This window comes from Amycolatopsis sp. NPDC052450 (assembly GCF_044547565.1).
Classification (GTDB): domain Bacteria; phylum Actinomycetota; class Actinomycetes; order Mycobacteriales; family Pseudonocardiaceae; genus Amycolatopsis.
On record NZ_JBIUAQ010000012.1, the window covers coordinates 135,169 to 161,255 of the forward strand.

Genomic DNA, 26,087 nt, shown 5'->3' on the forward strand with positions numbered 1-26,087 from the left:
CGCGCGACTCCGCTGCCCGCCGTCGTTACCGTCGGTGCATGGACTTCGCCGAACTGGACACCTGGCTGACGGAACGCGCCGGGGAGGAACGCTTCTCCGGGGTCGTGCTGATCCGGCGCGGCGACGAGACGCTGTTCGAACGCGGATACGGCCTGGCCAGCCGCCGCTGGTCGGTGCCGAACGCGCCGGACATCCGCTATGACACCGCGTCGATCACCAAGGTCGTCACCGCGATCGCCGCGGTGCGCCTCGCCGACGAGGGACGGCTGGACCTCGACCGCCCGATCGGCGAGATCATCGACCTCGGCGGCACGGCGATCGCGCCCGGTGCGACGACGCGGCACCTGCTCACGCACACGTCCGGGATCGCCGACGACGCCGACGAGGAAGCAGGCGAGGGCTACGAGGCGCTGTGGGTCGACAAACCGGTGTACTCGGTGGTGGACACATGCGATCATTTGCCCAATTTCGCCTACAGGGCACCGAATTTCGCGCCGGGCGAGGGCTGCCGGTACTGCAATTCGGGGTACGTCCTCGCCGGGCTGGTGATCGAGGAGTGCACCGGAAGGCCGTATCGCGACCACGTCCGGGAAACCGTGCTCGACCGCGCGGGAATGACCGATTCGGGCTTCTTCGACCGGCGTGATCCGCAGCCGAGGGTCGCCGAAGGCTGGGACCCGATCCTCGACGGCGAGCAGATCACCGGCTGGAAGCAGAACATCTTCAGTTACCCGCCGATCGGATCGCCCGACGGGGGTGCGTACTGCACCGCCGGCGACCTCGTCCGGTTTCTGCGTGCGATCCGCGAAGAGCGACTCCTGTCACCGGAGCGCACGAAGGAGTTCCTCACGCCGCAGGTGTTTCACAGCAAAGGCGTCTGGTACGGCTTCGGCCTCGAATTCGTCCTGGAGCCGGACGGCTCGGTGAGGCACTACTACAAGGACGGCGGGAACATCGGCGTCTGCTCGCTCATGCGGCACTATCCGGCCGAGGGGCTGGACGTCGCCATGCTGTCCAACGCCACGTACGGCGGGGGCGCGGCGATCAAGGAGATCGATCGGGTGATCCGGGCTTCCTGAGGCCGGTGTCCACGCGTGCAATGAAAGGCCCCTTCATAGCAAAATTCGCTATGAAGGGGCCTTTCATTGCACGTATCGAGGGCTAAATGCCGTCCAGACGGCGCGAGAGGTTCGACCGTCCCGAAGGGTTCTGCTTCACCGTCGGCACCAGGCCGCCGACCTCGTTCTCGACGGTCTCCGGCTCCGGCTGCTCGATCAGCGGGCTCTGCACCGGCGCGGCGGGCGGCCGCCGGGTGAGCGGGGTGGTCGCCTGCGGCAGCGGCCTGGTCGGCTGCGTGCCGGGACGGCGAGGATAGGGCTGCGGCTGAGTCGAACCTTCGCCCCGCGCCGGCGGCAGGTCCAGCCGCGTCGTCGGCTCGGGTCCCGCGAGCGGGTGGTCGTTCTCCGCGATCAGCGAAGCGGGTAGCTGAGTGGTCGTGTCCGGGTCCGATGATCGGTCGATTTCGGCGACCACCGATCGGGGGATCTGCTGGGTGTTCGCGGAGTCCATCGGAGACGTCGCGTTGTCCGGTGTCACGACGAAGGCTCCACGCGCGCTTGCGCGTGCGAGCAAGGCGTCCGCCCGAGCACGGGGGTCCATTCCCCTAGGCCTCCCGACTGACCTGGGGCCCTCTGGGTTCAGGGCCGACTGTGTGATGTCTAGGGTAGGCCCTAGGAGTGGCCGCCGTCAGCAGACCCGCGAACGTCGTCCGACAAAAGTTGGCAGGCCGCCAGGAACTCAGGCTTCCATGTCCGAAAGGATCCGGGTGCTGGAGTCCGCCTTGTCCGTGCCGCCGATGCCGTAGAGCAACGCGATGTTGTTGCGTGCCCCGGCCTCGATCTCGTCGGCGGGCAGCTCTTCGACGCTGCGCCTGTCGCCGCCGTTGCAGAACTCGAGCTCCGTGTCGGGGTACGCCGCGCGGATCAGGTCGAACGACTCGTTGATGCCCGGCCCCTGCTCGACGGCGATGTACACGTCGTCGACGATGCGCAGCGCGCGGACGATCCGGGCCCGGATGTCCTCGGTCTGGATCACCCTGCCCTTCTTGAGGACCTGCTGGTGATCGTTGTTGACGATGACGATCAGGTAGCCGGACCGTGCCTGCGCGTCCTCGAACAAGTCGAGATGGCCCTGGTGGAGCGGGTTGAAGTACCCGCTGACGATCGAGGCCTTCGCCGGTCGCTCGGTCATCGTCGGTGTCCTCCGTAGGCTTACGGTTTCAGGTGGCCCGCTCACCCTAGCCGAGTGCCGGGTAGTTTCATCGTGTGCTGTTCCGCCCCGGCTTCGAACTGGACCTGGACACGGTCCTGGGTCCGCTGAGCCGTGGGTCACGGTCGCCCAATGTCATCCGCACCGAGGCCGGGGTCACCTGGCTGGCGGCCAACACCGCGGACGGCGCGGGCACGCTCGCGCTGCTGCGGCGCGCCGACGGCGAGATCGAGGCCGAGGCTTGGGGGCCCGGCGCGGACAGGCTGCTCGACGGCGTCCCGGCGATGCTGGGCGCGCAGGACGACGACTCCGAGTTCGTCGCGCATCACGACGTCATCGCCTCGGCGCGGCGACGGAACCCGGGACTGCGGCTCGGCTCGACCGGCCGGGTGTGGGACGCGCTGGTGCTCGCCGTGCTGGAGCAGAAGGTGACCAGCACGGAGGCGCTGCGCTCATGGGGCGAGCTGTGCCGCTGGTTCGGCGAGCAGGCGCCGGGGCCGGGGCCCGCACGGCTGCGTGTGCCGCCGACACCCGTCGCCATCCGATCCATTGTGGACTGGAAATGGCATCGCGCCGGGGTGGACCTGAAACGCCGTACGACGCTGATCGCCGCGGCGCGTGTCGCGCCCAGGCTGGAGAAGGCCGTCGAGCTGAGGGGTGTCGAGGGCCGGGCCTGGCTGCGGAAGGTGCCCGGCATCGGCGTGTGGACCGCGGCGGAGATCGCGCAACGCGCCTGGGGAGACCCGGACGCGGTGAGCTTCGGCGACTACAACATCCCGTCGATGGTCGGGCACGCGCTCGTCGGCACGAAACTCGACGACGTCGGGATGTCCGAGGTGCTGGCGCCGTATTCGCCGCAGCGCCAGCGTGCCGTGCGCTACCTGTCGACGGCCGGATTCCGCCGCCCCAGGTTCGGGCCGAAGATCGAGCTCCGCGACTACCGCGCCATGTGATCGCGCCGCCGCGATCAGTCCTCTGAACGCGGGGTCAGTTGCCCCAGCCCTGCGGCGGGTAGGGCTGCTGCTGGCTCGGGTACTGCGGCGGCTGCTGCGGGTACTGGTGATAGGGGAGGGCGGGCGGCTGTTTGGTGTTCGATTTCACGAGGAAGTACACGCCGACCCCGATCCCGGCCAGGACCAGGAAGCCGACCACCAGTACCAAGAGGAAGACCATGCCGAGAGACTAACCGGAGACCCCTGTCACCAGCCCGGTGGCGGCCGCTGCGGCGGTGCCCGGGCTCAGTGGGCGGGGCGCTCTTGCAGCCGCGGGTTCGTGCGGTAAGCCGTGACGTTCGCGGCCAGCGCGGCGTCGACGATGGCGATCGCCTCCCCCTGGCTCAAGCCCAGCTTGCGGGTGATCGCGGCGTACTCGGCGGCGGCCTTCTGGGCCAGCTTCCGGTTTTGATCCCCCGAGTCCCCGACGAAGGTGCCTGCCCGGCCACGGGTTTCGATCAGGCCCGCCTCTTCGAGTTCACGGTAGGCCTTGGCGACGGTGTTGGGGGCGATGCCGAGATCTTCGGCGAGTTTGCGCACCGTCGGAAGCTTCGTGCCGACCGGCAGCGTCCGGTCCTTGATCTGGGCGGCGAACGCTGAACGCACCTGCTCGTACGGGGGGATCGGTGAGTTGGTGTCGACGCTGATGATCACTTTCGTGCTCCTGGTTCTCTGCTCGCCGACTGGATCAGAACACCGCGTTTCCCGGTGGTGGGGAGTTCAGTGGTGCCCTTCGAAGCCGGACCACGAGCGTAGCGAGAAGGGCGATCGCGACACTCCCCAGGAAGTAGGCCCACAGCCACGTGGCGAACTCCGGCAGCGCGGAGGTCAAGGGGAGGGCCAGGTAGACCCCGGTGGGCAGCAGGGGCAGTTGCGCGTCCTTCCTGCGGAGCATGTCGTCCGTGCGCAGGGAGATCTCGTCGTCGGCCAGGCTGGGCTGCTTGACCACCTGCCGGGCCAGTGCGATGGACAAAACGCCGAGGACGGCGATCCCCGCCGCGTAGGTGAAGCCGATCAGCTGCTTCTCGGTGGAGTCGGCGAGGAAACCGATGGTCAGGCCGAGACCGATGCCGCCGGCACAGCTGGCCAGCCACAGCATGACCGTCCCGGTACCGGCCACCTCGAGCACGCCGAGCCGCTTTCCGTGCGCGATCCGGCGTGGCACCGACCGCGCCAGCCGCTGTTCCGCCTTGCGTATCCGGAGGGTTGCCCACCAGACGAAACCGGCCAGGACGACGAAGGTCACCACGACCGCGATGAGGGAGCCCGATTCGGAAAGTGACGGCCACTCCGCCTTTCGGCGCGACATGAGCGTGGGACTGCCGCCCGAAGTCTTGAGGAAGAACTCCTGACTCAGGAAGAACCAGACACCCCACGTGGCCCCGAGCAGGGCCAAGGCCATCCCGATCGTCTGTCCCTTGATCCTGCTCCGCAGCTTCATCCTGGTCAGCTGAAGCTGTTGGGATTCGGTCAGAACCACCACAGCGCCCCCTTGTTGTATCAGTGATCGTATCGCCATGATGACACAATCACTGATACAAAGGCAAGCGGGTTACTGACGGGGCGGCACGACCTGGGTGGCGTCACCGGCGCCACCGGGCACGACCTGCGTCCGGTCACCGCCACCCGCCGGGGAGACGACCTGTGTCCGGTCGGCGCCCGCGGGCGACACGACCTGGGTGCGGTCACCGCCCGCGGGCGATACGACCTGGGTGCGGTCGGCGCCGGCGTCCGCCTGCTGCTGCGGGGACACGACCTGCGTGCGGTCCGCGCCGCCGTCGATCGGCGGCCCGGCCTGCGGGGGAGGCGGCGGGAAACCGGGCTGGGCCATGCCGGGCGCGCCGAACGGATTGGGCGCCGGGGCGCCAGGATGGGGTGCGAAACCCGCGGGGGCGCCGGGCGGCGGCGCGAAGCCTGCGGGCGGCGCCGGGAACCCTGCGGGCGCCGGCGCGAAACCCGCGGGAGCGGGGGGCGGCGGCGGGAAGCCGGGCGCCTGGCCGTAACCGGGCTGAGGCGGCGGGAAACCGGGCTGCTGCTGCCAGTTGCCCTGCGGGGCGGGGCCGCCGGGAGGCGGGGGAGGCGGGAAGCCCGGAGCCGGGCCACCACCACCGAAGTTCGGGTTCTGCGGGAACGTCATCGGCGGCTTCTTCGCCTGGTTGACCTTCACGATGATCACCACGACCACGATGATGATGACGATGATCGCCAGGATCAGCAGGAACCAGCCGAAGCCGTCACCGTCTCCGCTGCTGTGGACCCGGACCCGGTCGAGATATGGCGTCAGCGCCGTCAGCATCATTCCCCCTTCAGGACGTCAGCCGACACCCTAACGGCCGGACGCCACGGGCACGGCGGCTTCCATCAGTTCGGCGAGATCTTCCGACCCTTTCGGCAGGGAATCCACCGGCCACCAACGAAGATCGTCCGATTCGTCACTTTGGACCGGTTGCGCTCCCCGGGGCGCGCGCACCACGAAACGCACGTCGAAATGCCGCGTCGGCACACCGAGCGAGCAGGTGATCGGATGGACGTCGAGATGCACCGGGGCCGGGTCGATCACCAGGTCGTCGATGCCGGATTCCTCGCGTGCCTCACGAAGAGCGGCGTCGGCGAGCGTCGCGTCGCCGGGTTCGCAATGCCCGCCGAGCTGCAACCAGCGTCCGACTCGCGGATGCAGGGTGAGCAGCACGTTTTCCGCGTCGGCGTCGAGAAGGACGGCCGACGCGGTGATGTGCCCGGCCGCGCATTCGCGGCGGCAGACGTCCTCGCGGGCGGCGAGGAAGCCGAGATAGGCCTGGCGCAAGGATTCCTGAGCGGCGTCCGCCGGTCGCCAACCGGACAAAGTGGACACAGCGTCGTCGTGCAGGGTCACAGTTCGAGAAGTCCTTCACCGGGTTCGACGGGGCCGCGTGCGGGCGGGAGGGCGGCGGGATGCCCGATCGCGACCGCGCCGAGCGGTTCCCAGCGCTCGTCCAGGCCGAGGACGTCCCGCACGATGTCCGCGGCGAAGATGGTCGACCCGATCCAGCACGAGCCGAGGTCTTCGGCGGCGAGCGCGACCAGCAGGCCCTGCACGGCCGCGCCGCCGGCGACGGTGAACATCGTGTGCTCACAAGCGTTCCGCCGGTCGTCGCGGTAGGTGTGCGCGCCTTCGGCGACGAGGAACGGGATCACGACCTCGGGCGCGTTGTAGAGGATGTCGCCGCGGCTGAGGCGCTTCGCGACCTGTTCGGCGGTGAAGTCGTCGGCTTCGAGATCGGCCTGCCACGACGCCTTCATCGCGTCGAGAAGCTTGCGGCGCAAGCCTTCCTCGCGCAGCCACACGAACCGGACCGGTTTCGTGTGATGCGGGGCGGGCGCCGTGAGAGCCGTCCCGACCGCGCGGCGCAGCACCTCGGGATCGACCGGTTCGCCGGTGAACGACCGGATCGAACGCCGCGCGAGCACGGCTTCCCGGCGGCCCTGCGCGATGGACTCGTTGGTGCCGAGGCGGAACAAGTCCTCCTCGACCGGCCGCAGCAGTTTGCGAGCGGTCGAACCGTCGTCGGTCAGCCGAAGTCCGCGGACGACGGCGACCGGTGTCCCGCCGAGCTTGCCCTTGACCAGATCCGCAGCGGCGGCGAGTTCGTCGGCGATCGCCACCTCCGTGACGGCGAGTTCGTTGCCCTGGCTGTCGATTTCGCCCGCGTACGAGTGCAGTACCCGCAGGCCGGACGCGCCGATCGCGGCGTCGATCTGCCCGACCCGCCACGCGCGGCCCATCGTGTCGGTGACCACGACGGCGACCTCGACGCCGAGCCGTTCACGCAGCCCGTTCCGCAGCGCGAGCGCGGAAGCGTCCGGATCGGACGGCAGCAGCGCGACCTCGCCGGAGGCCACGTTCGACGCGTCCACCCCGGAGGCCGCCTGCACGATGCCGAGTTTGTTCTCGGTGATCACCGTGCGGTTGATCCGCGCGATCACCCGGACGGACTCCTCTTCGACGAGCTTGCGCCGGGCGGCGTCGCGCTCCTCCGGATCGGCGGGGACGCGGATCAGCATGCCCTCGGCCTTGGAGACGATCTTGCTCGTCACGACCAGGACGTCGCCCGACCGCAGCCAGGGAGCCGCCTCGACGATCGCCCCGGTCAGGTCGTCGCCGGGACGGAACTCCGGCAGCCCTTCGACCGGCATGATCTCGATCTTCGCGGAAGCGTGATCAGTCAACGGAAACTCCTGCCAGATCGAAGGCGGCGCGCACCATGGCCGCCGTGGCGTCCACATCGGACATCAGCAGGGGTACGTCGCGGACGGCGACGCCAGGTACGTCAACGGTCTCGCCCTCGGAGACCAGCCAGCCGTCGAGCACGCCGTCCGGGGATTCCTTGCGGGAACCGTAATGGCGTCCCACGGCCTCGGCCGAGGTCTCCACGCCGATCGCGCTCAGGCACGCGTCGGCCATACCGCGCAACGCCTTCCCGCCGATGATCGGCGAGACACCGACGACCTTGGCGCGTGTCTTCCGCAGCGCGTCGCGGATGCCCGGCACACCGAGCGTCGTGCCCACCGACACCACCGGATTGGACGGTGCGAACAGCACGATGTCGGCGCCCGCGATCGCGTCGAGCACGCCCGGCGCCGGCTTGGCCTCGTCGGCGCCGACGGCGACGATCGAATGTGCCTTCGGCTCGGCGCGGTAGCGCACCCACCACTCCTGGAAGTGGATCGCCTTGCGCTGGTCCGCATCTTCAGGATCGTCGATCACGACATGCGTTTCGACCCGGTCGTCCGACATCGGCAGCAGGCGCACGCCCGGCTGCCAGCGGTCGCACAGCGCCTCGGTGACCTGCGACAGCGGATAGCCCGCGCGCAGCATCCGCGAACGGATCAGATGCGTCGCGATGTCCTTGTCGCCCAGGCCGAACCAGGTCGGCTCGGCGCCGTACGCGGCGAGCTCCTCCTTGACCGTCCAGGTCTCCCCGGAATGGCCCCAGCCGCGCTCTTCGTCGATCCCCCCGCCGAGGGTGTACATGCAGGTGTCCAGGTCCGGGCAGATGCGCAGACCGTGCATCCACACGTCGTCCCCGGTGTTCACCAGCGCGGTCACCTCATGCGGCGATTCCGGCGCGGAACCGATCGCGGGCAGACCGAGTGCTTGTTTGACCCCCAGCAGGAAGCGGGCCCCGCCCACTCCGCCGACCAAAATGACGACCTTCACGACGGGCGATCCTCGCACGCCCCCGGAGCCGGGGCCCAGTAGCGGTACCTGTGGTGCTCCGTACAGCCCAGGCTTTCGTACAGTTTCAGCGCGCCGGAATTCGCCACCGCGACCTGCAGCACGACGCCGGTGGCGCCCTGAGCGGCCGCCCAGTCGCCCGCCGCGTTCATCAGCCCGCGGGCCAGCCCCCGTCGCCGGAACTCGGGCCGTACCTCCAAACGGGCGATGTGCAGCCACTCGCCGACGACGGCGCCGCGCACCGCCCCGGCCGTGACGCCGTCGGCTTCCACTACCCCGAAGCCGACCTTGCCGGTGCCGAGGACATGCCGTGGCGCCTCCGCCGGATCCGGGCCGCCCGCCGTCAGCTCCCACCATCCGGACGTCGGTTCGTCGAGAATCACCGCTCCCGCCGAGGTCCCGCGCGAGAGCGGCCCGGTCAGCACGCGAACCTCGTGCGCGGGCCGGTGTTCCACATAGTGGACCCAACCGCGGGCGGCGATGGCGTCTTCGAGCGACGTGTCCTGGATCACCTGAACGACCGGCGGAATGGCATGATCGTGGGCGAAGTCACAGACCGTCCGCAGGGCGTCTGGCAGCGGTTTTCCCGGGTCGCCGATGGCCAGGGCGCTGTTGGCCCTGGCGGTGAACCCGTCCGCCCAGCGCAGCCTCCAGTCCCCGATCCGGCTCTCCAGCAGGGGAGTCCAAGCCCGGCTACAGGTGAGCTCGAGCATTTCCGCACTGTTCACGGTTAGATTGTGCCAAGGAAGGCAGTGGAGGGACCCCGATGAGCATCGCGCGCAAGGACGACAGGCACAACGAAGACCTGGTCCGCGAGATCTCCGACGGCTTCAACCGGGCGTTGGGCGCGGAAAAGGCCGTCGAGAAGGACGAGAGGGACACGGAAGCGGCGAAGCCCGCCGCGCCGAAGTTCGTCATCACCGGGGACAGCAGGGCCACTCCGCCGCCGCGCCGGAAAGACCGCTGAAAGCCCATACCCGGGGTACGGAATAAGGGTGGCCTAAGCGGGCCGGTCGCGCCCGTGGGCGCGTAATGTCCGTTGCAGACTGGTGAAGCAGAGATAAAGCAGGAGTGCGCAGTGACCTACGTGATCGCCGAGCCCTGCGTCGACGTGCTCGACAAGGCGTGTATCGACGAGTGCCCCGTGGATTGCATCTACGAGGGTGACCGCATGCTGTACATCCACCCGGACGAATGCGTCGACTGCGGTGCCTGCGAGCCGGTCTGCCCCGTCGAGGCGATCTACTACGAGGACGACGTCCCCGACGAGTGGAACGACTACACCAAGGCCAACGTCGACTTCTTCAACGAACTCGGCTCGCCCGGTGGCGCCTCCAAGGTCGGCAAGACCAGCCACGACCCCGCCTTCATCAAGGCTCTTCCCCCGCAGGGCGAATGAGCCGGGTCGCTCTTCCTGATTTCCCCTGGGACTCCCTCGCCGACGCCAAGGCGAAGGCCCAGGCGCATCCCGGTGGCATCGTCGACCTGTCGATCGGCACGCCGGTGGACCCGGTCCCCGAGAGCATCCGCGCGGCGCTCGCGTCCGTGTCGGAAATCCCGGGGTACCCGACCACGCACGGGATTCCCGAGCTCAGAGCCGCAGCGATCGAGGCGCTTTCGCGGCGGCACGGCATCGAAGGTGTGCCCGAGGCGGCCGTGCTGCCGACGATCGGTTCGAAGGAACTGGTCGCGTCGCTGCCGCGGCAACTGGGCTTCGGCCCCGGTGACCTCGTCGTCATCCCCGAGGTGGCGTACCCGACCTATGAGGTCGGCGTGCTGCTGGCGGGTGCTTCGCTCCTGCGCGCGGACAGCACTTTCGCGGTCGGCCCGCAGCGGCCTTCGATGCTGTGGATCAACTCGCCGTCCAATCCGACAGGACGCGTGCTCGGTGTCGATCACCTGCGCAAGGTCGTCGAATGGGCGCGGGAACGCGATGTCGTCGTGGTCTCCGACGAGTGCTATCTGGCGCTGGGCTGGGAAAGCGAGCCCGTGTCGATCCTGCACCCGTCCGTGCACGGCGGCTCCCTGGACGGCCTGCTGGCCGTCCACTCGCTGTCGAAGTCCGCGAACCTCGCCAGCTACCGGGCCGGATTCGTCACCGGTGACCCGAAGCTCGTCGCCGGGCTGCTGGAGATCCGCAAGCACTCCGGGCTGATCATGCCGCGGCCGGTGCAGGAGGCCATGGTCGCCGCGCTGAAGGACGACGAAGCGCTTGCCGTGCAACGGGAACGCTACGCACGCCGCCGACTGGTGCTGCGGAAGGCGCTGCTGGACAGCGGTTTCGAGATCTCGCACTCCGAGGCGGGACTGTATCTCTGGTCCACGCGCGGGGAATCCGCGCTCGACACGGTCGACTGGCTCGCCGATCGCGGCATCCTCGCCGCGCCGGGCACGTTCTACGGGCCGACCGGCGGGCGGCACGTCCGGATCGCTCTGACGGCGACGGACGAGCGGATCGACGCGGCCGTGGAGCGGCTCACTTCCTGACTTCGGCGCGGTTCATAGCACGTCGCGACCGGTGAAACCCCGGTAGATGAACCGCGTCAGCGCCTCGACGGCTTCCTCCTCGGAGACCGACGACGGGTCCAGCAGCCACGTATGCGCGAACCCGTTGACGAGTTCGCCCATCATCGCGAGCGAGAGCCGTTCCGACGCCGGTAGTTCCATGCCCGCCGCGGTGATGTACCCGAGGTGGCCGAGGATGTCCTCCGCCTGATCGGCGCCGAAGCGCGCGAAGGTGCGGGCGAAGTCGTCGCTGACCATCGCCGCCTGGCGCAGCGCGAGCATCGTCGCGGCGTTGTCGCGATGGAAGTTCCAGTATTCGCGGACGTGCCAGCGCACGGCGTCCGGGTCGGTGAAGTCGGCTTTGTGCTCCGGCGAGGACGCGTTGACGTCGCTCGCCGCCGCGAGGTCCGCGAGGAGCGCTTCGAGCAGCTCCTCCTTGCTCGCGAAGTGGTTGTAGAACGAGCCCGCCGCGCGTCCGGCTTCCGCCGTGATGTCGGTGATCTTGGTGTTCAGGTACCCCTTCGCCGCGAAGACGCGCTTCGCCGCGTCCTTGAGCGCGGCCTCGGTCTCCGCCGCCTTCTCTTTGCGGCTCGTCGCCGTCATCGGCACCTCCTTGACAGGGAAGGCTAGCAACGCTCACACTGAATCAAGATTCACTGAATCTCAATTCACTGGAGGCGAAGATGACCGAGGTACTGATCGCGGGAGCCGGGCCGACCGGGCTCACGCTGGCCATCGACCTCGCGCGCCGCGGCGTCGGCGTGCGGATCGTGGAGAAGGCCGAGACGTTCTTCGAGGGCTCGCGCGGAGATGGCCTGCAACCGCGCACGCTGGAGGTCTTCGAGGACCTCGGCGTACTGGACGCGGTGCTGGCCGCCGGGCAGCCGCCGGTGCCGATGCGGATCCACCTTGGCGGTGAGGTCGTCGGCGAGCGGATGATGGCCGAACTGGGCGACCCGACCCCGGACGTGCCGTACCCGAACGGGCACTTCCTCGGCCAGTCGCGGACCGAAGGGATCCTGCGGGACCGGCTCGCCGAGTTCGGCGTCCAGGTCGAGCTCGGCACGCCCCTGCTCGGTTTCGAGCAGGACGCCGACGGTGTGACGGCCGAGCTGCCCGGCGAGCGGGTGCGGGTCGGCTACCTCGTCGGTGCGGACGGCGGGAAGAGCTTCGTGCGCAAGGCGCTCGGGATCGCGTTCGAGGGCGCCACCGACGAATCGATCCGCATGCTGCTGGGTGATGTCCAGGCCGAGGGTCTCGATCGCGCGTACGGGCATTGGTTCGCGAAGCCCGAGGATCCGATGTCGGGGATCGTGCTCACGCCGCTGCCCGGGGTGCCGCACTTCCAGTTCGGTGCGCCGCTGGGCGAGGAGAAGGTCGAAGCGTCACTGGAGACGTTGCAGTCCCTGCTCGACGAGCTGTCCGGCGGCGGCGTCCGATTGCACGATCTCGCCTGGTCGACGGTATGGCGGCCCAACATCCGGCTCGCCGCGCGGTTCCGGGACGGCCGCGTGTTCCTCGCCGGCGACGCGGCGCACGTCCATCCGCCGACCGGCGGCCAGGGCCTCAACACCGGCGTACAGGACGCGTACAACCTCGGCTGGAAGCTCGCCGACGGTGCGCCGGAACTGCTCGACAGCTACGAGCCCGAGCGGCGCGGGGTCGCCGCGAGGGTGCTGAAGATCAGCACCGAAATCCTCGAGAAGTACAAGAAAGGCTCGGAAGACGCGCACGAGCGCGGCGAGAACACGCGTCAGCTCGACATCGGGTATCGCGGCGGCCCGCTCGCACCCGCGGCGACCGGCCGGATCCGGCCCGGCGACCGCGCGCCGGACGCGCCGCTGAAGGACGCGAACGGCAAGTCCGTCCGGCTGTTCGAGCTGCTGCGCGGACCGCAGGCGACCTTGCTGGTGTTCGGGGACGGCCCGGCTCCCGAAGGCGCGCGGCGGATCCTGCCCGCGGGCAGCGCAGTGTCCGATGTGGACTTCGAGGACGTCGGCGGACATGCTTTCGCGGCGTATGAAGCCGAAAACGGGCGGCAGGTGCTGATCCGCCCGGACGGCTACGTCCGCGAAATCACCGCCTGAGCGGCCTCGTCGACCTCCGCCCAGACGTCGCGCCACACGGCACGGACCTCGGCGCGGCGCAGCAGCTCCTTCTCCGCGACCCGGCCCGCGATGAAGGCGACCTCGGCGTCGACAGAGGCGACGACACTTCGCATGCGATCGGCGGCGACGCAGGCGTCTTGATGGTCCCCGAGGACGGTCTGGAAGTTCTTCGTGGCCTTGATCAGCCGCTGGATCCGCTCCGCTTGCTTCTTCTTCGCGGCGGGCTTGGCCATCTCGGCGGCGTAGCGGAGTTTCTTGCCATAGATGCGAAGCGCGTGAAGATCGTCGTCCGGGGGATCGGCGGGAAGCGCCTTCACGGCTTTCGCGAGCTTTCGATGCGGCTTCGCGAGACCGGCGACGAGATCCGCGGAGGTGGACTCGGCGCCGGAAGTGGATTCCTCGGCGTCGGGCTGCCGGGCGAGACGGCCGATGTCCAGCAGCATCGAGGCATACCGGGGGCTGGCGAGCGCGCGGGTGAGCCGCCGCTTCGCGCCCCCGCGTTCGGTGACGAACTTCGAGACCAGACGGCGCGCGGCGGGCTGGTCACGCACCTCGAATTCGGCGACGACCTCGCGGAGATGGCCGATCAGGACGTCGTAGTCGCGGACGTCACCGAGGGACTGGCCGAGCCAGCCGAGTTCCGCGCGCACGGGCTCGGCGTCCGGGCCGACGAGGCGGCCCGAGAGCTTGAGGACACTCCGCATGCGACGCAGCGCGACCCGCATCTGGTGCAGGTCTTCGGGGTCGGTGCCGGATTTGGTGCCCGGTTCGTGCGCGAGGAGCGCGCGGACCTCGACGTCGAGCTTGACCCGGACGTGAGTGGCCGCCGGATCGTCCGGCCCGGCTTGCGCGGGGCGGTCACCGAGCCCGAGCGCGGCCGGAGTGGTCGAAGGGGCGTTCTTGCGCGGCGGGGCCTCGGCTGTCACAACATGAATTCTAAGTGAACCGGCAAGGTGGTCCAGGCCGTGAGAGAAGCAAGGGACCTTTGCTGTCGCTCTCCGGGGGAGAGTGATAGCAAAGGTCCCTTGCTCTCTTTTGCGTGTGCCGCCCTGCCGCTGCCTCTGGTCGATGCAATGAAAGGCTCTTTCCTTGCCAAATTTGCAAGGAAAGAGCCTTTCATTGCACGCGTGACCCGGACTTGCTCACCCAGAGGCATTGGCGCCGCGAAAGCCACTTTAGGGACAGCAGGCGTCGCGAAAGTGGCTTTCGCGACACCCCGCGAAACTCAGGGAGACCCAGGCGACAGCAAAGGTCCCTTGCTCTCTTTCCGCAGGTCAGTTGGCGTGCAGGGCCGCGTTCAGCTCGATGCCGACGCCGGTGCGCGCGACGACCTCGACGGCGCCGGTCCCGGAGTTCCGCCGGAACACCGCGCCCGAGATGCCGGACAGCTCCAGCGCCTTCACGACCTTGCCCTCGAAGGTGACCTTCGTGCCGGCAGTGACGTAGAGGCCCGCTTCGACGACCGAGTCGTCGCCGAGTGAGATGCCGACGCCGCCGTTCGCGCCGATCAGGCAGCGCTCGCCGATCGAGATGGTCTCCTTGCCGCCGCCGGACAGCGTGCCCATGATCGACGCGCCGCCGCCGACGTCGGAGCCGTCGCCGACCACGACGCCCGCCGAGATCCGGCCTTCGACCATGGAGGCGCCGAGTGTGCCGGCGTTGAAGTTGATGAAGCCCTCGTGCATGACGGTGGTGCCGTTGGCCAGGTGCGCGCCGAGGCGGGCGCGGTCGGCGTCGGCGAGGCGGACGCCGGTCGGCATGACGTAGTCCACCATCCGCGGGAACTTGTCCACGCTGTAGACGGTGACGTGGCCGCGCGCCCGCAGCCGCAGCCGGGTCGCCTCGAAGCCCTCGACGGGGCACGGCCCGTAGTTGGTCCACACGACGTTCGCCAGCAGTCCGAACATGCCGTCGAGGCTCGCGCCGTGCGGCCGGATCAGGCGGTGCGACAGCAGGTGAAGGCGCAGGTAGACGTCGTGCGTGTCGCCGGGGGCGTCGACGAGGCGGGCGATGGTCGTGCGGACCGCGACGACCTCGACACCGCGGTCGGTGTCCGGGCCGAGCTGGGCGGCGGCGGCCTCGCCGAGGGCCTCGGTGGCCTCTTCGGCGGTCAGCCGCACCGTGCCGGCCTTGCTGTCGGTGCCGTCGATCAGCTTCGGCAGCGGGAACCAGGTGTCCAGCACCGTGCCGTCGGTCGTGACGGTGGCCAGTCCGACGCCGGTGGCGCCGGTCGTTTCGGGATCAGGGGTCTGCTCGCTCACGTCCTGAACGGTAACCCAGTGACCCGCGTCAGCCGCCGACGAGGCTCTTCACACTGGTCAGCGCCGTCGCCATGTCGGCGAGTGCCTGGCCGCACGGGCCGCCGGGAGCCGCCTGGTCCTGGCAGTTCGCGGTGCGGAAGGCGGCGATCGGGCGATCGAGGACGTCGGCGTGCGACGACAGGTCCGGCCTGCGCTTGCGGACGGTGCCCGCGGCGCTGGAGAGTTCGGTGACGTACTTCTGGCAGCCCTTGGGCGACTCGGTCCCCGGCGCCAGATAGCACTGGTCGGTGGTCAGCGCTTTGAGCTTGATCGGCAGCACGTCCGGCCCGGTGCTCTGGGTCGGCCGGACCTTCACCGGGACTTCGCCCGATCCGCAGCCGCTGAGTACCAGGAGGAGGGCGACCAAGATCGTTCGCATACGCACTCCTTCACGGTAGCCCCGGGTCCCCGGCGGTACGGTGCGGGCATGCCTTCGCTCGATCTGCACGCCGATCCCGTCGACCTCACCGCCGCGCTGGTGGACATCTTCAGTGTCTCGGAAGAGGAGAAGGTCATCGCGGACACCGTGCAGGCCGCGCTCCAGGCGCAGGCGCCGCATCTCGAGGTGATCCGCAACGGTGACGCGGTCCTCGCCCGCACGAACCTCGGCCGCCCCTCGCGGGTGTTGCTGGCCGGGCATCTCGACACCGTTCCGGTCAACGGCAACATGCCCGTGCGTCGTGAGGGGGCCGGTGACGACGAGATTCTGCACGGGCTGGGCACCGTCGACATGAAGAGCGGCGACGCCGTCTTCCTCCACCTCGCCGCCGCCCTCCGCGAGCCGAGGCACGACGTCACCTTCGTGTTCTACGACTGCGAAGAGATCGAAGCGACGAAGAACGGCCTCGGCCGCATCGAGCGCGAGCTGCCCGAGTGGTTGCAGGCCGACCTCGCGATCCTCGGCGAGCCGTCGAACGGCGGGATCGAGGGTGGTTGCCAGGGCACGATGCGGATCGAGATCCGCGTCGAGGGCGTCCGGGCGCACACCGCCCGCGGCTGGATGGGCGTCAACGCGATCCACGGCCTCGCCGAACCGCTGCGCAGGCTGGCCGAGTACACGCCGCGGGTGGTCGACATCGACGGTTTGACCTATCGCGAAGGCTTGCAGGCCACGAAGATCGGCGGCGGTGTCGCGGGCAACGTCGTGCCGGACGAGGCCGTCCTCACGATCAACCACCGGTTCGCTCCCGACCGCTCGTCCGAGGAGGCCGAGGCGCACCTTCGCGACGTCTTCGAGGGCTACGACGTCAAGGTCGTCGACTTGTCGCCAGGGGCGTTGCCCGGTCTGAGTGCCCCGGCGGCGGCCGAACTGGTCGCCGCGGCCGGGGGCAAGGCGGTCGCGAAGCTGGGCTGGACCGACGTCGCGCGCTTCGCGGCTCTCGGGATTCCGGCGGTGAACTTCGGACCCGGCGACCCGACGCTGGCGCACACCCGGCAGGAGAACGTCCGCGCGGGCGAGATCCGGCAGGTGACCGCGGTGCTGCGCGCGTTCCTCAGCTGATCAGGGCGAGCAGCTCGTCGAGTGCCTGCTCCGGGCCGCCATAGGTCAGGTGCGCGATGGCGAACATCGGGGCGACCACCCGGCTCCAGGCGTACAACCGGTCCCCGTCGAGCCCGCAGGCGTTCGCCACCGAATGGCAACGGGCCTCGACGCCTTCGTGCCCGGCGCCGCTCACCACGTAGTCGACGGCGTCGAAGCACGGATCACCCACGCACGCCTTCGGATCGATGGCGATCAGGCCGCGCGAGCCGCCGTCCAAGGCGTTGCCGAGATGCAGATCGCCGTGGAGCAACACGACGCCGGTCTGGGTGTCCAGCAACTTCTCGCAGCGCTCGATCGCCCGCTGCCAGGTGTCCGTGCCGATCCTGGCGGCGATGGCCGGTTCGGTGATCCGCTTGCCGATCCGGGCGAAGGACTCCTCGAACCGGCCGCGCAGGCTCCACGGCCAGTCCGCGGGCGGGGCGACGGAATGCAGCGCGGTCAGCAGCTCTCCCCAAAGTCCCGGCAGGGTCGGCAGCGGCAGGTCGTCGGCCGGGGTGCCCGGGCGGATCTCCTCCAGCACCGTCGCGCCGGCGTCCGCGTCGGCGGCCAGCACGGCGGGCACCCGGCCCGTCGGGGCGAACACCCGCAGCATTTCGAGCTGTTTGGTCAGCAGCGCGCCATCCGGGCTGAGCTTGAGCACCGCCGGTGTCCCGTCGGTCCATCCGCAGCGCAGTACGACGGACGAGGCGCCGCTGTCGAAAATCTCGCCGGGCACGAAGCCCCATCGGGACGCCAGCCGCTCGACGAGGGCCGGGACACCGGCGAGCCATCCTTCGGCGCCAGCGCCGAATCGGCTTACCAGGCGGGTATTGAGATCTTCCAAGTCCACTTGGGTCACTTCGCGATGTCCTCTTCGGCGCCTAGTAGTAGCAGTCCACGCCGCAGCAGGTCTGCGGCCTCTTCCGTGCGCCCTTGGTCGAGAAGCAGCTCTCCCGCTTTGTCGATCGAAGCGGCCAAGACGCCGCGAGCGTCGCGGACCGCCGCCACGTCGATGGCGTGCGCGAAGCCCGCTTCGGCTGCTTCGAGGTCTCCGCGGGCCAGGGCCAGCGAGCCTTGCTGGAACGTGAGTGACGCGGAGAGCGGCGAGTCCGCGGGGATGGCTTCGGTCGCTTCGGAGAGTAGCGCGGCGGCGTCGTCGAGACGACCGAGTTCGCGGCAGACGTCGGCGAGTTCCAGGGTGACGGCGTGATCGGGCGCGGCCGCCCTTGACGCGCGAAGGTCCGCGAGCGCGCCTTCGAGGTCGTCGGCACGACGCACCAGAGCGCGCGCGAACAGACACCGGGCCAGCACCGGCCGCAGGGCACGCTCGTGGAGCAGATCGTGCAGCACGGACACGGCGGCGACGGCGTCGGCGACCCGTCCTTCATCGAGGTAGGCCTCGGTCAGCCGGCGCTGATGGTCGGTGAGTTCGGCCAGGATCTCCTCGCCGCCGCGAGCCAGCCGCAGCGCCTCGCTCGCGTGCTGCGCGGCCTGAGCGGTCTCGCCGAGGCGGAGGTGTCCTTCGGCGAGGTACGCGCGCAGGGTCAGGAGGAGCAGCGGATGCGGATAGCCGGCGAGGCTCGCGTCGAGCGCCGTCCGGAGCAGGTGCATCGCGTGATGCGGCTCGCCCCGGCCGATCAGGACGTTCGCGCGCAGCGCGGCGGCCAGTTCGCGATACGGCGGGATGTCGTCGCCGAGAGCGGCTTCGGCGGCGGCGACCAATCGCGGCCGGGTGTCGCCTTCGGTGAACCGCGCGAGCCACAGCCAGGCGAGCCCGGCCTGACGAGCACGGCCGATCTTCTCGGCCCGCCGAGCCAGCCGCCGCATCTTCGGAGCCGAGCCCTTCCCCGCGAGGAAGTCCGACGCGGCCGACGCGATGTCCAGATCGAGCCGGACGTCGTCACGGGGCGAGGTCACGCCGAGCAGTTCGCCGGTGTCCACCCCGAGCCGCGCGGCGAAATGGCGCAACGCGTCACCGGACGGCGTCCGCGCACCCGTCTCGACGGACGAAACGTAGGCGGCGGTGTAGTGCGGCTCGGCGAGTTCACGCTGGGTGAGGCCACGTTCGGCGCGCAGCCGCCGCAACCGTCCGCCGACCTCGTCGTCCATGCCCGAGAACGATACGGGCGGACGCCACGCTCGGCCGAGTTCGCCGTTCAATCACGCGAGTTCGCCCCCTGATCACGCGAGTTACGGCTCTGATCACGCGAGTTCGCCCCCTGATCACGCGAGTTACGGCTCTGATCACGCGAGTTCGCCGGTTCCGCACAGCAAGCCCGCGTGATCGGGCACGGGACTCGCGTGCTTGGGGGCGTAACTCGCGTGATCAGAGCCGTAACTCACGTGCTTGGGGCGTAACTCGCGGGGTCAGCGGCCCTGCAACGACTTCACGTTCTGGCCGAAGGTCCAGTTCCGCGAACCGTCCCAGTTGAGCGACCAGGTCATCAGCCCCTTGAGCCCCGGGATGCTGCGGTACGCCTGGGAGACCAGGCTCGGCGACATGTAGCCGCCACCGGCTCCCGCCTGCGCGGGCAGGCCCGGAGCCTGCTTGTCGTAGGGCACACGGATCGTCTGGCCCTGGATCACCAGGCCCTTGTCGAGGCAGTTGGTCTGCGCGACGAAGCCCTGAACCGTGCCGGCCTGGTACGAATCGCCGGAGCAGCCGTACATGCTTCCGTTGTAGTACTGCATGTTCAGCCACCACAGCCTGCCGTTGTCCGCGTACTTCTTGATGATCGGCAGGTACGCGCCCCAGATCGAGCCGTAGACGACGCTGCCGCCGGTGACGTACGCGGTCTCGGGTGCCATCGTGAGCCCGAAGTTCGGCGGCATCGCGGCGAGCACGCCGTCGATGATGCGGATGAGGTTCTTCTGCGACGCGGAAAGCGTGGCGATGTTCCCGCTGCCGACGAGGCCGGTTTCGATGTCGATGTCGATCCCGTCGAAGTTGTACTTCTTCAGGATCGGCACGATGGTCGCGATGAATTTGTCCGCCACGGTGGCCGAATTGAGGTCGATCCCCGCGGTGGCGCCGCCGATCGACATCAGGATCGTCGCGCCCGCGTCCTTCGCGGCGCACATTTCGGCCGGGGTCGCGACCTTCACAGTCGCGTCCATCCCGTCCTCCCATTTGGCCGTTCCGTCGGACAGGATGACCGGAAAGGCGGCGTTGAGCACGTTGTATCCGTTGGCCTTGATGCGGGCGTCGGTGATCGGGATCCAGCCGAGCGGCGGGTGGACGCCGTTCGAAGCGCCGTCCCAGTTCTCCCAATAGCCTTGCAGGACCTTGCCCGCAGGCTTCGATTTGACCGCGCAGACCTCGGCGTCCACCGAGGCCTGTGCCGGGGACAGGACGACGAGCGTGGTGACGGCGAGTACCGCCGCGCCGGTGATTGCGAGCAGCCGTGAGACGCGACCGAACATACCCAGCTCCCATCTCGAAAGCGGTTTGAACGAACAGGAAGCGGCCGTTCGGCTCAACATAGGTCGCCGCGCATGAGTGGCGCTACCGACGATCGGGTGGTCTAGACCAGATATCGAAAAGTTGTCCGCGAATCCCTCTCACGCACGAAGGCCATCCCACGAGGCCGGGTGTCCTCGTGAGATGGCCTTCGCCATTCGGATGGTCAGACGGTGATGGTCCAGCTGTCGAGCGTGCCGGTGTCCTGCGCGTAGGCGTCGTAAAGCACGAGCGTCCAAGTGCCGGAAGCGGCTTCGTTGGTCACCGGCACCGAGTACGTCTTGGTGCCGAGATCGGTGCAGGGCAGGGAACCGGTGGCCTTGACCGAATACGTGCTGCCGTCAGGGGCCTTCAGGCTGATGCGAAGGTCCTCGGAGCAGGTGTGCGTCCCGGTGATCGACACCTTGACCGGTGAGGTCGCCGTACCCGTCGCGCTGGACGTGATCGGGCTGTTGACCGTCGCGTAGTCGTTCAGCGCGTAGTCGGTGCCGTTGGTGAACGTGCGCACGCTGACGTCGCCGACGGTGAGCGTGTACTGCGCCGTGCGGTCCACCGAGGTCCCGTCACCGGTCACCGTGATCGTGCTGGTGCCGTTGGGAGTGCTCGCCGACGTCGCGATGGTCAGCGTCGAGGAACCGCCCGACTGCACCGAAGCGGGGTTGAACGTCGCGGTCGCCCCGGCGGGAAGGCCGCTGGCGCTCAGCGAAACCGCTTGCGCCGCACCGGAAGTCGTCGTGGTGTTGACCGTGACGGTCGCCGACTGTCCTGCTTGGACGGTGCCGGAGGCCGGCGAAAGGCCGATCGAGAAGTCGGGGCCCGTCGACGCGCCGACGGCGAGCTTCCAGACCGCGTAGGCGATCGCGTCGCCGTTCTTCTCCAGCGGGGTGTCCGGGATGTTGGACAGCGTGTCGCAGGCGCGGTGGTAGCAGCTGTCGAACGCCCTTCCCGCGGTGCCGCCCCATTTTTGTTGCTGCGCGGCGCTCTTCGTGTATCCGGCACCGGTCGCGAGACCGCCGACCGGGATGCCCGCGCTCTTGAACGACGCGTGGTCCGAACGGCCGTCGCCCTCGGTGTCGCCCTCGGTCTGGATGCCGATCGTCCTGAAGTACTCGTCGAACACCGCCTTGACCGAAGCCACGTCGTCATAGACGAAGTAGCCCCAGTTGTCGGAGCCGATCATGTCGAAGTTCAGGTAGGTCTTGATCTTCGTGCGCTCGGTCTGCGGCAGGCTGTTGACGTAGAACTTCGAGCCGCGCAGGCCGGACTCCTCGTCGGCCCACCAGCCGAAACGGACCCGCTTGGCCATGGTGGGGTTCTCGCGGGCCAGGGTCAGCGCGACTTCGAGGATCGAAGCCGAACCCGAGCCGTTGTCGTTGATGCCGGGGCCGGCGCTGACGCTGTCGAGGTGCGCGCCGAGCATGATGACCTGATTGGCGTCACCCTGCGGCCATTCCGCGATGATGTTCTGGTTCGAACCCGCGCAGCTCGTGCAGGACTGCAAGGTGACGTTGTAACCGGCGTCGCGCAGCTTCTGCGCCACATAGGACACCGACGCCGGATAGCCCGGCCGCCCGGAGGCGCGGTTGCCGCCGTTCTGGTTGGCGATCGTCTGCAACGCGCTCAGATGCGCCTTGACGTTGGCGAGCGAGATGTCCGGTGCCGCGGCGGCCGTGACCGCCTGCGCGGGCGCCGTGACGACACCCAGTACGGCGGCCATGCCGACGACGGCCGCTCCTAATCGCTTTCCCCACTTCATGCCGGGGTGATCCTTTCTGGAGGGGTTTGCGTGAAGGACTCCTTCCCCCGGTTTGAACCAGGGGAAGGAGTCCTTCACGCGCGGGAGGAGCTAGACAGTGATCGACCAGCTGCTGAGCGTGCCGGTGTCCTGCGCGTAGGCGTCGTAGACCACGAGGGTCCAAGTGCCTGCCGCGACTTCGTTGGTCACGTTGACCGAGTAGTTCCGGGTGCCGAGATCGGTGCAGGGCAGGGAACCGGTGGCCTTGACCGAATACGTGCTGCCGTCGGGGGCCTTCAGGCTGATCCGGAGGTCCTCGGAGCAGGTGTGCGTCCCGGTGACCGTCACCTTCACCGGCGACACCGCGTTGCCGGTCGCGGTCGAGGTGATCGGGCTGTTCACCGTGGCGTAGTCGTTCAGCGCGTAGTCGGTGTCGTTGCTGTAGGTCCGCACGTCACCGCCGGTGCCGACGGTCAGCTTGTACTGCGCGGTGCGCGCGCCGCTGGTCCCGGTACCGGTCACCGTGATGGTGCTGGTGCCGTCAGGGGTGCTCGCCGACGTCGCGATGGTGAGCGTCGAGGAGGCGCCGGACTGCACCGAAGCCGGGTTGAACGTCGCGGTCGCCCCGGTGGGAAGGCCGCCGGCGCTCAGCGAAACCGACTGCGCCGCACCGTTGGTGGTGGCGGTGTTCACCGTGACCGTGGCCGACTCGCCCGGCTTGACGGAACCCGCCGCCGGGGTGACGCCGACCGAGAAGTCGTCGCCCTGCGGGGTGCACGAGGCGGGCTCACCGGTCGCCGCGGTGACGCTGATCGCGTTCCACGCCGCCTTGGTGGTGTTGAATTCGGTGCAGGAACCCGGGTACAGCGCGAGCGCCGCTTCCAGGGTGGCCTTGCGGGCCGCCTTGTGGTTCCAGCTGGAGGTCTTCTTCAGCAGGCCGTTGTAGAAGATCTTCCCGGCCTTCTGGATGCCGATCCCGGTGATCGAGGTGCTGTTGCAGGTCGGGCTGGCGGGCTTGCCCACCGGCGCGGTGCCCTCGGCGAGCAGGTAGAACCAGTGGTTCTGCGGGCCGGCGGCGGCGTGCACCTCGGTGTTCGGGATGGACGACGAGTAGCAGTCGGGGTTGCCGGAGACCCTGCTCGGCTGGTTCATGTAGCGGATCGGCCCGCGGCCGACCAGGTTCACGCCCTCGCCGACGTCGTAGTCCGGGACGTCCTTGGCGTTGTTGGCGTAGTGCTCGGTGATGGCGCCGAAGATGTCACCGGTGGACTCGTTGAGGCCGCCGTTCTCGTTGCCGCTGCCCGCGCCGCCCGGCGTGGTCTGGAAGATGGCGTGGCCGTACTCGTGCGCGACGACGTCCATCGGGGTGGCCTGGCGCTGGCTGTCCGAGGAGCGGCCGTAGGTCGTCGAGGAACCGTTCCAGAAGGCGTTGGCCTGGTTGAGGCCGACGTAGGCGGGGAAGCCGCCGCCGTTGCCGTTGATGCCGTTGCGGCCGAGCCATTCGCCCAGCATCTTCCACTCGGTCTGGACGCCGAAGAGCGCGTCGACACAGGCGGTTTCCAGGTCGGTGCCGGAGCCGTTGCCCCAGTTGTCGTCCGGTCCGCTGAAGGGCGAGCCGTTCTGGCGGGCGCAGCTGATGTTGGTGCGCTGCGGGTCGCGCATCGTGTAGGTGCCGCCGGAGTTCGTCGTGTCGATGGAGACGTTGCCGACGTAGTAGCTGTTCCCGGCGCCGAGCGTGCCGACCTCGTTCGAGGCGGCCTTCGGTGCGGCGGCCGGGAAGTTGGACATCTTGACGTCGTCACGGGTTTCGAGCACCGCGCCGGTGGCGCCGTCCACGAACACGTGCAGGTTGCTCGGGTTCGCCGCCCTGGTCCCGGCCACGACGACCTCGTAGGCGAGCTTGGGCGAGTTCCCCGCCAGCACGACGAGCTTCGGCGCGACGACACTGTCTACTTTGGACAGCTGGCCGCGGGCGACCTCGGTCGCCTTCGCCGCGGTGATCCTGGCCTTGGTGTCGACCGAGATCGCCGCCGTCTCGGCGGCGCTGGTGCCGCGGACGCGTCCGGCGCCGTCGGCGACCACCACCGCGTCCCCGCCGACCACCGGCAGGCCACGGTAGGTCCGTTCGTAGGCGGCGTAGAAGAGTCCTCCGCCACCCGGGGTCAGCCCGACGCGACGGAAGCCTTCCTGTGCCCCCTTCCGCAACTGGTCCACACCGGCCGCGGCGGCCTGGTCGGCAGCGCTCGCGGCCACGGCGTCGGGGCTCGCGGGTTGGATGGTGGCGGTGGTCGCGTTCGCCGGGGTCACCGGGAACGTCATGCTCAGGGCAAGGCCGGCGATGGCCGCCAACCCTGTTCTGAGCCCTCGCTGAACGGTCATGGGAAACCTTCCATGGGCAGGACCGCGTACCCGTCAGGCCCTTGGCGCGGCGGGGAATGGGACCGGAGCGGTACACGGCGGGGGACGGGGAGCGTGCCCATTCGGATAACTGGAGTTATCCCGATGGACACGTCCGAGTAAAGGAGGCCGGTCGCAAGGGCGTCAATGGGCCGGATGGCCTAGCGGAGCGGGTGAAGATCGACATGCAGGGAATGAAATGCCTGTGTAGTAAGAGTTTTCCCGCCATATGCGATATATGGCGACTTTCGTATGGTTTTCAGCCGGTGGGCCCGGAATCGGACATAGCGGCCGCGCGCACGCCACGCCGATAGGCCTCCGCCGCTTCTTCGATTAATCCGCGAGCGCGCAATGTGTCGCCCAAATGCAGTGAGGTGGCGACGAGCGCGCCACGCAGTTCCGACTTTTCCTGTGCGGTGGCTGCTTCTTCGAGCAACGCGGTCGCCTCCGGCAGATCGCCGCGGGCACGGGCGATGAGTCCCAGTAGCCGGAGAACCTCCGCCCTGGCTTCGATGTCGGGGGATCGATCCAGAAGCGGCCGGATTCCCTCGGCGAGTTCGGTGGCCTCGTCGAGTTCCCCTTGGCGGCGGCGGACGTCGGCGAGTTCGATGGTGGCGCCGAGTACGCCTTCCCGTGAACCGGCCTTGGCCAAGAGATCGCGTGCAAGTTGCAATTCGGCATGTGCCTCGTCGAGTTTGCCCAGCCGTCGCCACAGGAAGCCGCGTGCCCAGCGGCTCCGGGCGGCGTCACGGTCGTAGCCGAGGGAGGTGAACAGCCGCAGTGCCCGCGAAAGATCCTTTTCCGCGCGGTCGACCAGGCCGATCTCCTGCCACAGTTGCGCCGCCTGCCGGTGGTACCGCGCGGAGATGTCCTTGCGCCGGGCGGAAGCGAGCGCGCGATGCCCTTCTTCGGCGGCCCGGCGGGCGCGGCGGAGCGCGCCCATTTCGATGAGCGGGTGGATCAGTGCGGTCACCAGCGCCAGTTCGGCGTCGGGATCGACGGGTTCCTCGGCGCGGAGTGCGGCGAGCGCGGTCTCGACGAGCGCGACCGACGCGCCGAGGTCCCCCGACAGTGCGCGGCAGGCGGCGACCCGGTTGACGATCATCGCGCGCAGCCGGGGCGACGCGGTGCCGGCGAGTTCCATGGCGTGGGCGAAGCCCTTGTCCGCCAACGGAATGTCATAGCGCTGCCACTGCACTTCGCCGAGATAGAACCGCGCGTGACACTGGACGTCCGGCAGCCGGTACTCCGCCGCTAGCCGTTCCACGCGGGTGAATTCGCGTTCGGCGGCTTCGAGTCCGCCTTTCTGCAACTCGCGATACGCGGTTTCGAGCGCGTCGGTGAGTTCCTCGGCGGCGCCCGGCGGCCTGCCGAAGCGGAGTTCGTCCGCGGTGAGGCCGAGCCGTCGCGCGAGATGGGTCAGTACGTCGTCCGAAGGCAGGCGCCTGCCCGACTCGACCTTGGCGAGGAAGCCGCGGTCGTAGCGAGGTTCGGCGAGCTCACGCTGAGTAAGCCCGCGTGCCCGGCGCAACCGCCGGATCCGCGCGCCGAGTGGTTCTGCCCTGGACGGCATCGATCCACGGTA

General features: G+C 69.0%; 27 protein-coding genes. 7 read left to right on the top strand and 20 right to left on the bottom strand.

The features are described 5' to 3' along the window. The first annotated feature begins 38 nt into the window (after window positions 1-38). Entirely contained in the window at window positions 39-1,079 is a 1,041-nt protein-coding gene (locus ACIHAO_RS21585; RefSeq protein WP_396560392.1) for a serine hydrolase domain-containing protein, read from the top strand. Between the two features lie 82 nt (window positions 1,080-1,161). On the opposite strand, the gene ACIHAO_RS21590 is transcribed toward ACIHAO_RS21585, so the two are convergent. Further along, window positions 1,162-1,596: a hypothetical protein gene (locus ACIHAO_RS21590; protein WP_396560394.1), complete on the bottom strand. Its 435-nt coding sequence runs from the start codon at window positions 1,594-1,596 to the stop codon at window positions 1,162-1,164. Between the two features lie 201 nt (window positions 1,597-1,797). Then, complete coding sequence (locus ACIHAO_RS21595) at window positions 1,798-2,250, bottom strand: adenylyltransferase/cytidyltransferase family protein (protein ID WP_396560396.1); 453 nt, start codon at window positions 2,248-2,250, stop codon at window positions 1,798-1,800. Window positions 2,251-2,324: 74 nt separating this feature from the next. Between ACIHAO_RS21595 and ACIHAO_RS21600 the strand changes: the two genes are divergently transcribed. Then, window positions 2,325-3,221 carry a DNA-3-methyladenine glycosylase family protein gene (locus tag ACIHAO_RS21600; RefSeq protein ID WP_396560398.1) on the top strand — a complete coding sequence of 299 codons (897 nt, stop codon included), beginning with the start codon at window positions 2,325-2,327 and terminating at the stop codon, window positions 3,219-3,221. Window positions 3,222-3,255: 34 nt separating this feature from the next. Here ACIHAO_RS21600 and ACIHAO_RS21605 read toward each other — a convergent pair whose 3' ends face one another. The 8 genes from ACIHAO_RS21605 to ACIHAO_RS21640 all read right to left on the bottom strand — a co-directional run bounded on the left by ACIHAO_RS21605 (window position 3,256) and on the right by ACIHAO_RS21640 (window position 9,188). Beyond that, window positions 3,256-3,441, bottom strand: coding sequence for a hypothetical protein (locus tag ACIHAO_RS21605; RefSeq protein ID WP_396560400.1), 186 nt, complete (start codon window positions 3,439-3,441; stop codon window positions 3,256-3,258). A 65-nt stretch (window positions 3,442-3,506) separates the two neighbouring features. Next, window positions 3,507-3,914, bottom strand: coding sequence for a GntR family transcriptional regulator (locus tag ACIHAO_RS21610; protein WP_396560402.1), 408 nt, complete (start codon window positions 3,912-3,914; stop codon window positions 3,507-3,509). A 34-nt stretch (window positions 3,915-3,948) separates the two neighbouring features. Then, complete coding sequence (locus ACIHAO_RS21615) at window positions 3,949-4,743, bottom strand: hypothetical protein (RefSeq protein WP_396560404.1); 795 nt, start codon at window positions 4,741-4,743, stop codon at window positions 3,949-3,951. A gap of 69 nt (window positions 4,744-4,812) precedes the next feature. Further along, complete coding sequence (locus ACIHAO_RS21620; RefSeq protein ID WP_396560406.1) at window positions 4,813-5,556, bottom strand: hypothetical protein; 744 nt, start codon at window positions 5,554-5,556, stop codon at window positions 4,813-4,815. 30 nt (window positions 5,557-5,586) lie between these two features. Then, complete coding sequence (locus ACIHAO_RS21625; protein WP_396560408.1) at window positions 5,587-6,132, bottom strand: NUDIX hydrolase; 546 nt, start codon at window positions 6,130-6,132, stop codon at window positions 5,587-5,589. Then, window positions 6,129-7,466 (bottom strand): coenzyme F420-0:L-glutamate ligase, encoded by a 1,338-nt coding sequence (locus ACIHAO_RS21630; RefSeq protein ID WP_396560410.1) that lies wholly within the window; start codon window positions 7,464-7,466, stop codon window positions 6,129-6,131. The genes ACIHAO_RS21625 and ACIHAO_RS21630 overlap by 4 nt, the downstream gene beginning before the upstream one ends. After that, a complete protein-coding gene (cofD, locus tag ACIHAO_RS21635) occupies window positions 7,459-8,457 on the bottom strand; it encodes a 2-phospho-L-lactate transferase (RefSeq protein WP_396560412.1) in 999 nt (332 codons plus the stop codon). The genes ACIHAO_RS21630 and cofD overlap by 8 nt, the downstream gene beginning before the upstream one ends. After that, entirely contained in the window at window positions 8,454-9,188 is a 735-nt protein-coding gene (locus tag ACIHAO_RS21640) for a GNAT family N-acetyltransferase (protein WP_396560558.1), read from the bottom strand. Before ACIHAO_RS21640 ends, cofD begins: the two co-directional genes overlap by 4 nt. A 53-nt stretch (window positions 9,189-9,241) precedes the next feature. Here ACIHAO_RS21640 and ACIHAO_RS21645 point away from each other — a divergent pair, with 53 nt between their 5' ends. The 3 genes from ACIHAO_RS21645 (at window position 9,242) to dapC (ending at window position 10,962) form a co-directional block, all read left to right on the top strand. After that, the gene (locus tag ACIHAO_RS21645; RefSeq protein WP_396560414.1) at window positions 9,242-9,442 is read left to right on the top strand and encodes a hypothetical protein; all 201 of its coding nucleotides are present in this window, start codon (window positions 9,242-9,244) and stop codon (window positions 9,440-9,442) included. A gap of 111 nt (window positions 9,443-9,553) precedes the next feature. Continuing rightward, complete coding sequence (gene fdxA, locus ACIHAO_RS21650) at window positions 9,554-9,874, top strand: ferredoxin (RefSeq protein WP_125780827.1); 321 nt, start codon at window positions 9,554-9,556, stop codon at window positions 9,872-9,874. Next, on the top strand, window positions 9,871-10,962 hold the full coding sequence (gene dapC, locus ACIHAO_RS21655) for a succinyldiaminopimelate transaminase (protein ID WP_396560416.1): 1,092 nt from the start codon (window positions 9,871-9,873) through the stop codon (window positions 10,960-10,962). The genes fdxA and dapC overlap by 4 nt, the downstream gene beginning before the upstream one ends. A gap of 12 nt (window positions 10,963-10,974) precedes the next feature. Here dapC and ACIHAO_RS21660 read toward each other — a convergent pair whose 3' ends face one another. Continuing rightward, window positions 10,975-11,583 carry a TetR/AcrR family transcriptional regulator gene (locus tag ACIHAO_RS21660; RefSeq protein ID WP_125780831.1) on the bottom strand — a complete coding sequence of 203 codons (609 nt, stop codon included), beginning with the start codon at window positions 11,581-11,583 and terminating at the stop codon, window positions 10,975-10,977. An 80-nt stretch (window positions 11,584-11,663) separates the two neighbouring features. On the opposite strand from ACIHAO_RS21660, the gene ACIHAO_RS21665 reads away from it, so the two are divergent. Further along, entirely contained in the window at window positions 11,664-13,067 is a 1,404-nt protein-coding gene (locus ACIHAO_RS21665) for an FAD-dependent monooxygenase (protein ID WP_396560419.1), read from the top strand. Here ACIHAO_RS21665 and ACIHAO_RS21670 read toward each other — a convergent pair. The 3 genes from ACIHAO_RS21670 to ACIHAO_RS21680 form a co-directional block, all read right to left on the bottom strand. Further along, window positions 13,043-14,014: a CHAD domain-containing protein gene (locus ACIHAO_RS21670; RefSeq protein ID WP_396560421.1), complete on the bottom strand. Its 972-nt coding sequence runs from the start codon at window positions 14,012-14,014 to the stop codon at window positions 13,043-13,045. The genes ACIHAO_RS21665 and ACIHAO_RS21670 overlap by 25 nt on opposite strands. Window positions 14,015-14,362: 348 nt before the next feature. After that, window positions 14,363-15,349, bottom strand: a complete 987-nt coding sequence (gene dapD, locus ACIHAO_RS21675) for a 2,3,4,5-tetrahydropyridine-2,6-dicarboxylate N-succinyltransferase (protein ID WP_396560423.1) — start codon at window positions 15,347-15,349, stop codon at window positions 14,363-14,365. Between the two features lie 28 nt (window positions 15,350-15,377). Next, window positions 15,378-15,767, bottom strand: coding sequence for a hypothetical protein (locus ACIHAO_RS21680; protein ID WP_233611809.1), 390 nt, complete (start codon window positions 15,765-15,767; stop codon window positions 15,378-15,380). A 48-nt stretch (window positions 15,768-15,815) separates the two neighbouring features. Between ACIHAO_RS21680 and dapE the strand changes: the two genes are divergently transcribed. After that, window positions 15,816-16,889 carry a succinyl-diaminopimelate desuccinylase gene (gene dapE, locus ACIHAO_RS21685; RefSeq protein WP_396560426.1) on the top strand — a complete coding sequence of 358 codons (1,074 nt, stop codon included), beginning with the start codon at window positions 15,816-15,818 and terminating at the stop codon, window positions 16,887-16,889. Here dapE and ACIHAO_RS21690 read toward each other — a convergent pair. The 6 genes from ACIHAO_RS21690 to ACIHAO_RS21715 all read right to left on the bottom strand — a co-directional run bounded on the left by ACIHAO_RS21690 (window position 16,882) and on the right by ACIHAO_RS21715 (window position 26,075). After that, entirely contained in the window at window positions 16,882-17,769 is an 888-nt protein-coding gene (locus tag ACIHAO_RS21690) for an aminoglycoside phosphotransferase family protein (protein WP_396560428.1), read from the bottom strand. The genes dapE and ACIHAO_RS21690 overlap by 8 nt on opposite strands. Further along, entirely contained in the window at window positions 17,766-19,019 is a 1,254-nt protein-coding gene (locus tag ACIHAO_RS21695; protein ID WP_396560430.1) for a helix-turn-helix domain-containing protein, read from the bottom strand. The genes ACIHAO_RS21690 and ACIHAO_RS21695 overlap by 4 nt, the downstream gene beginning before the upstream one ends. Window positions 19,020-19,277: 258 nt before the next feature. Continuing rightward, on the bottom strand, window positions 19,278-20,333 hold the full coding sequence (locus ACIHAO_RS21700) for a chitinase (protein ID WP_396560432.1): 1,056 nt from the start codon (window positions 20,331-20,333) through the stop codon (window positions 19,278-19,280). Between the two features lie 203 nt (window positions 20,334-20,536). Continuing rightward, entirely contained in the window at window positions 20,537-22,126 is a 1,590-nt protein-coding gene (locus ACIHAO_RS21705; protein WP_396560434.1) for a M28 family peptidase, read from the bottom strand. A 90-nt stretch (window positions 22,127-22,216) separates the two neighbouring features. Continuing rightward, entirely contained in the window at window positions 22,217-24,484 is a 2,268-nt protein-coding gene (locus tag ACIHAO_RS21710; protein WP_396560436.1) for a M4 family metallopeptidase, read from the bottom strand. 277 nt (window positions 24,485-24,761) lie between these two features. Beyond that, the gene (locus ACIHAO_RS21715; protein WP_396560438.1) at window positions 24,762-26,075 is read right to left on the bottom strand and encodes a tetratricopeptide repeat protein; all 1,314 of its coding nucleotides are present in this window, start codon (window positions 26,073-26,075) and stop codon (window positions 24,762-24,764) included. Window positions 26,076-26,087 lie beyond the last annotated feature (12 nt).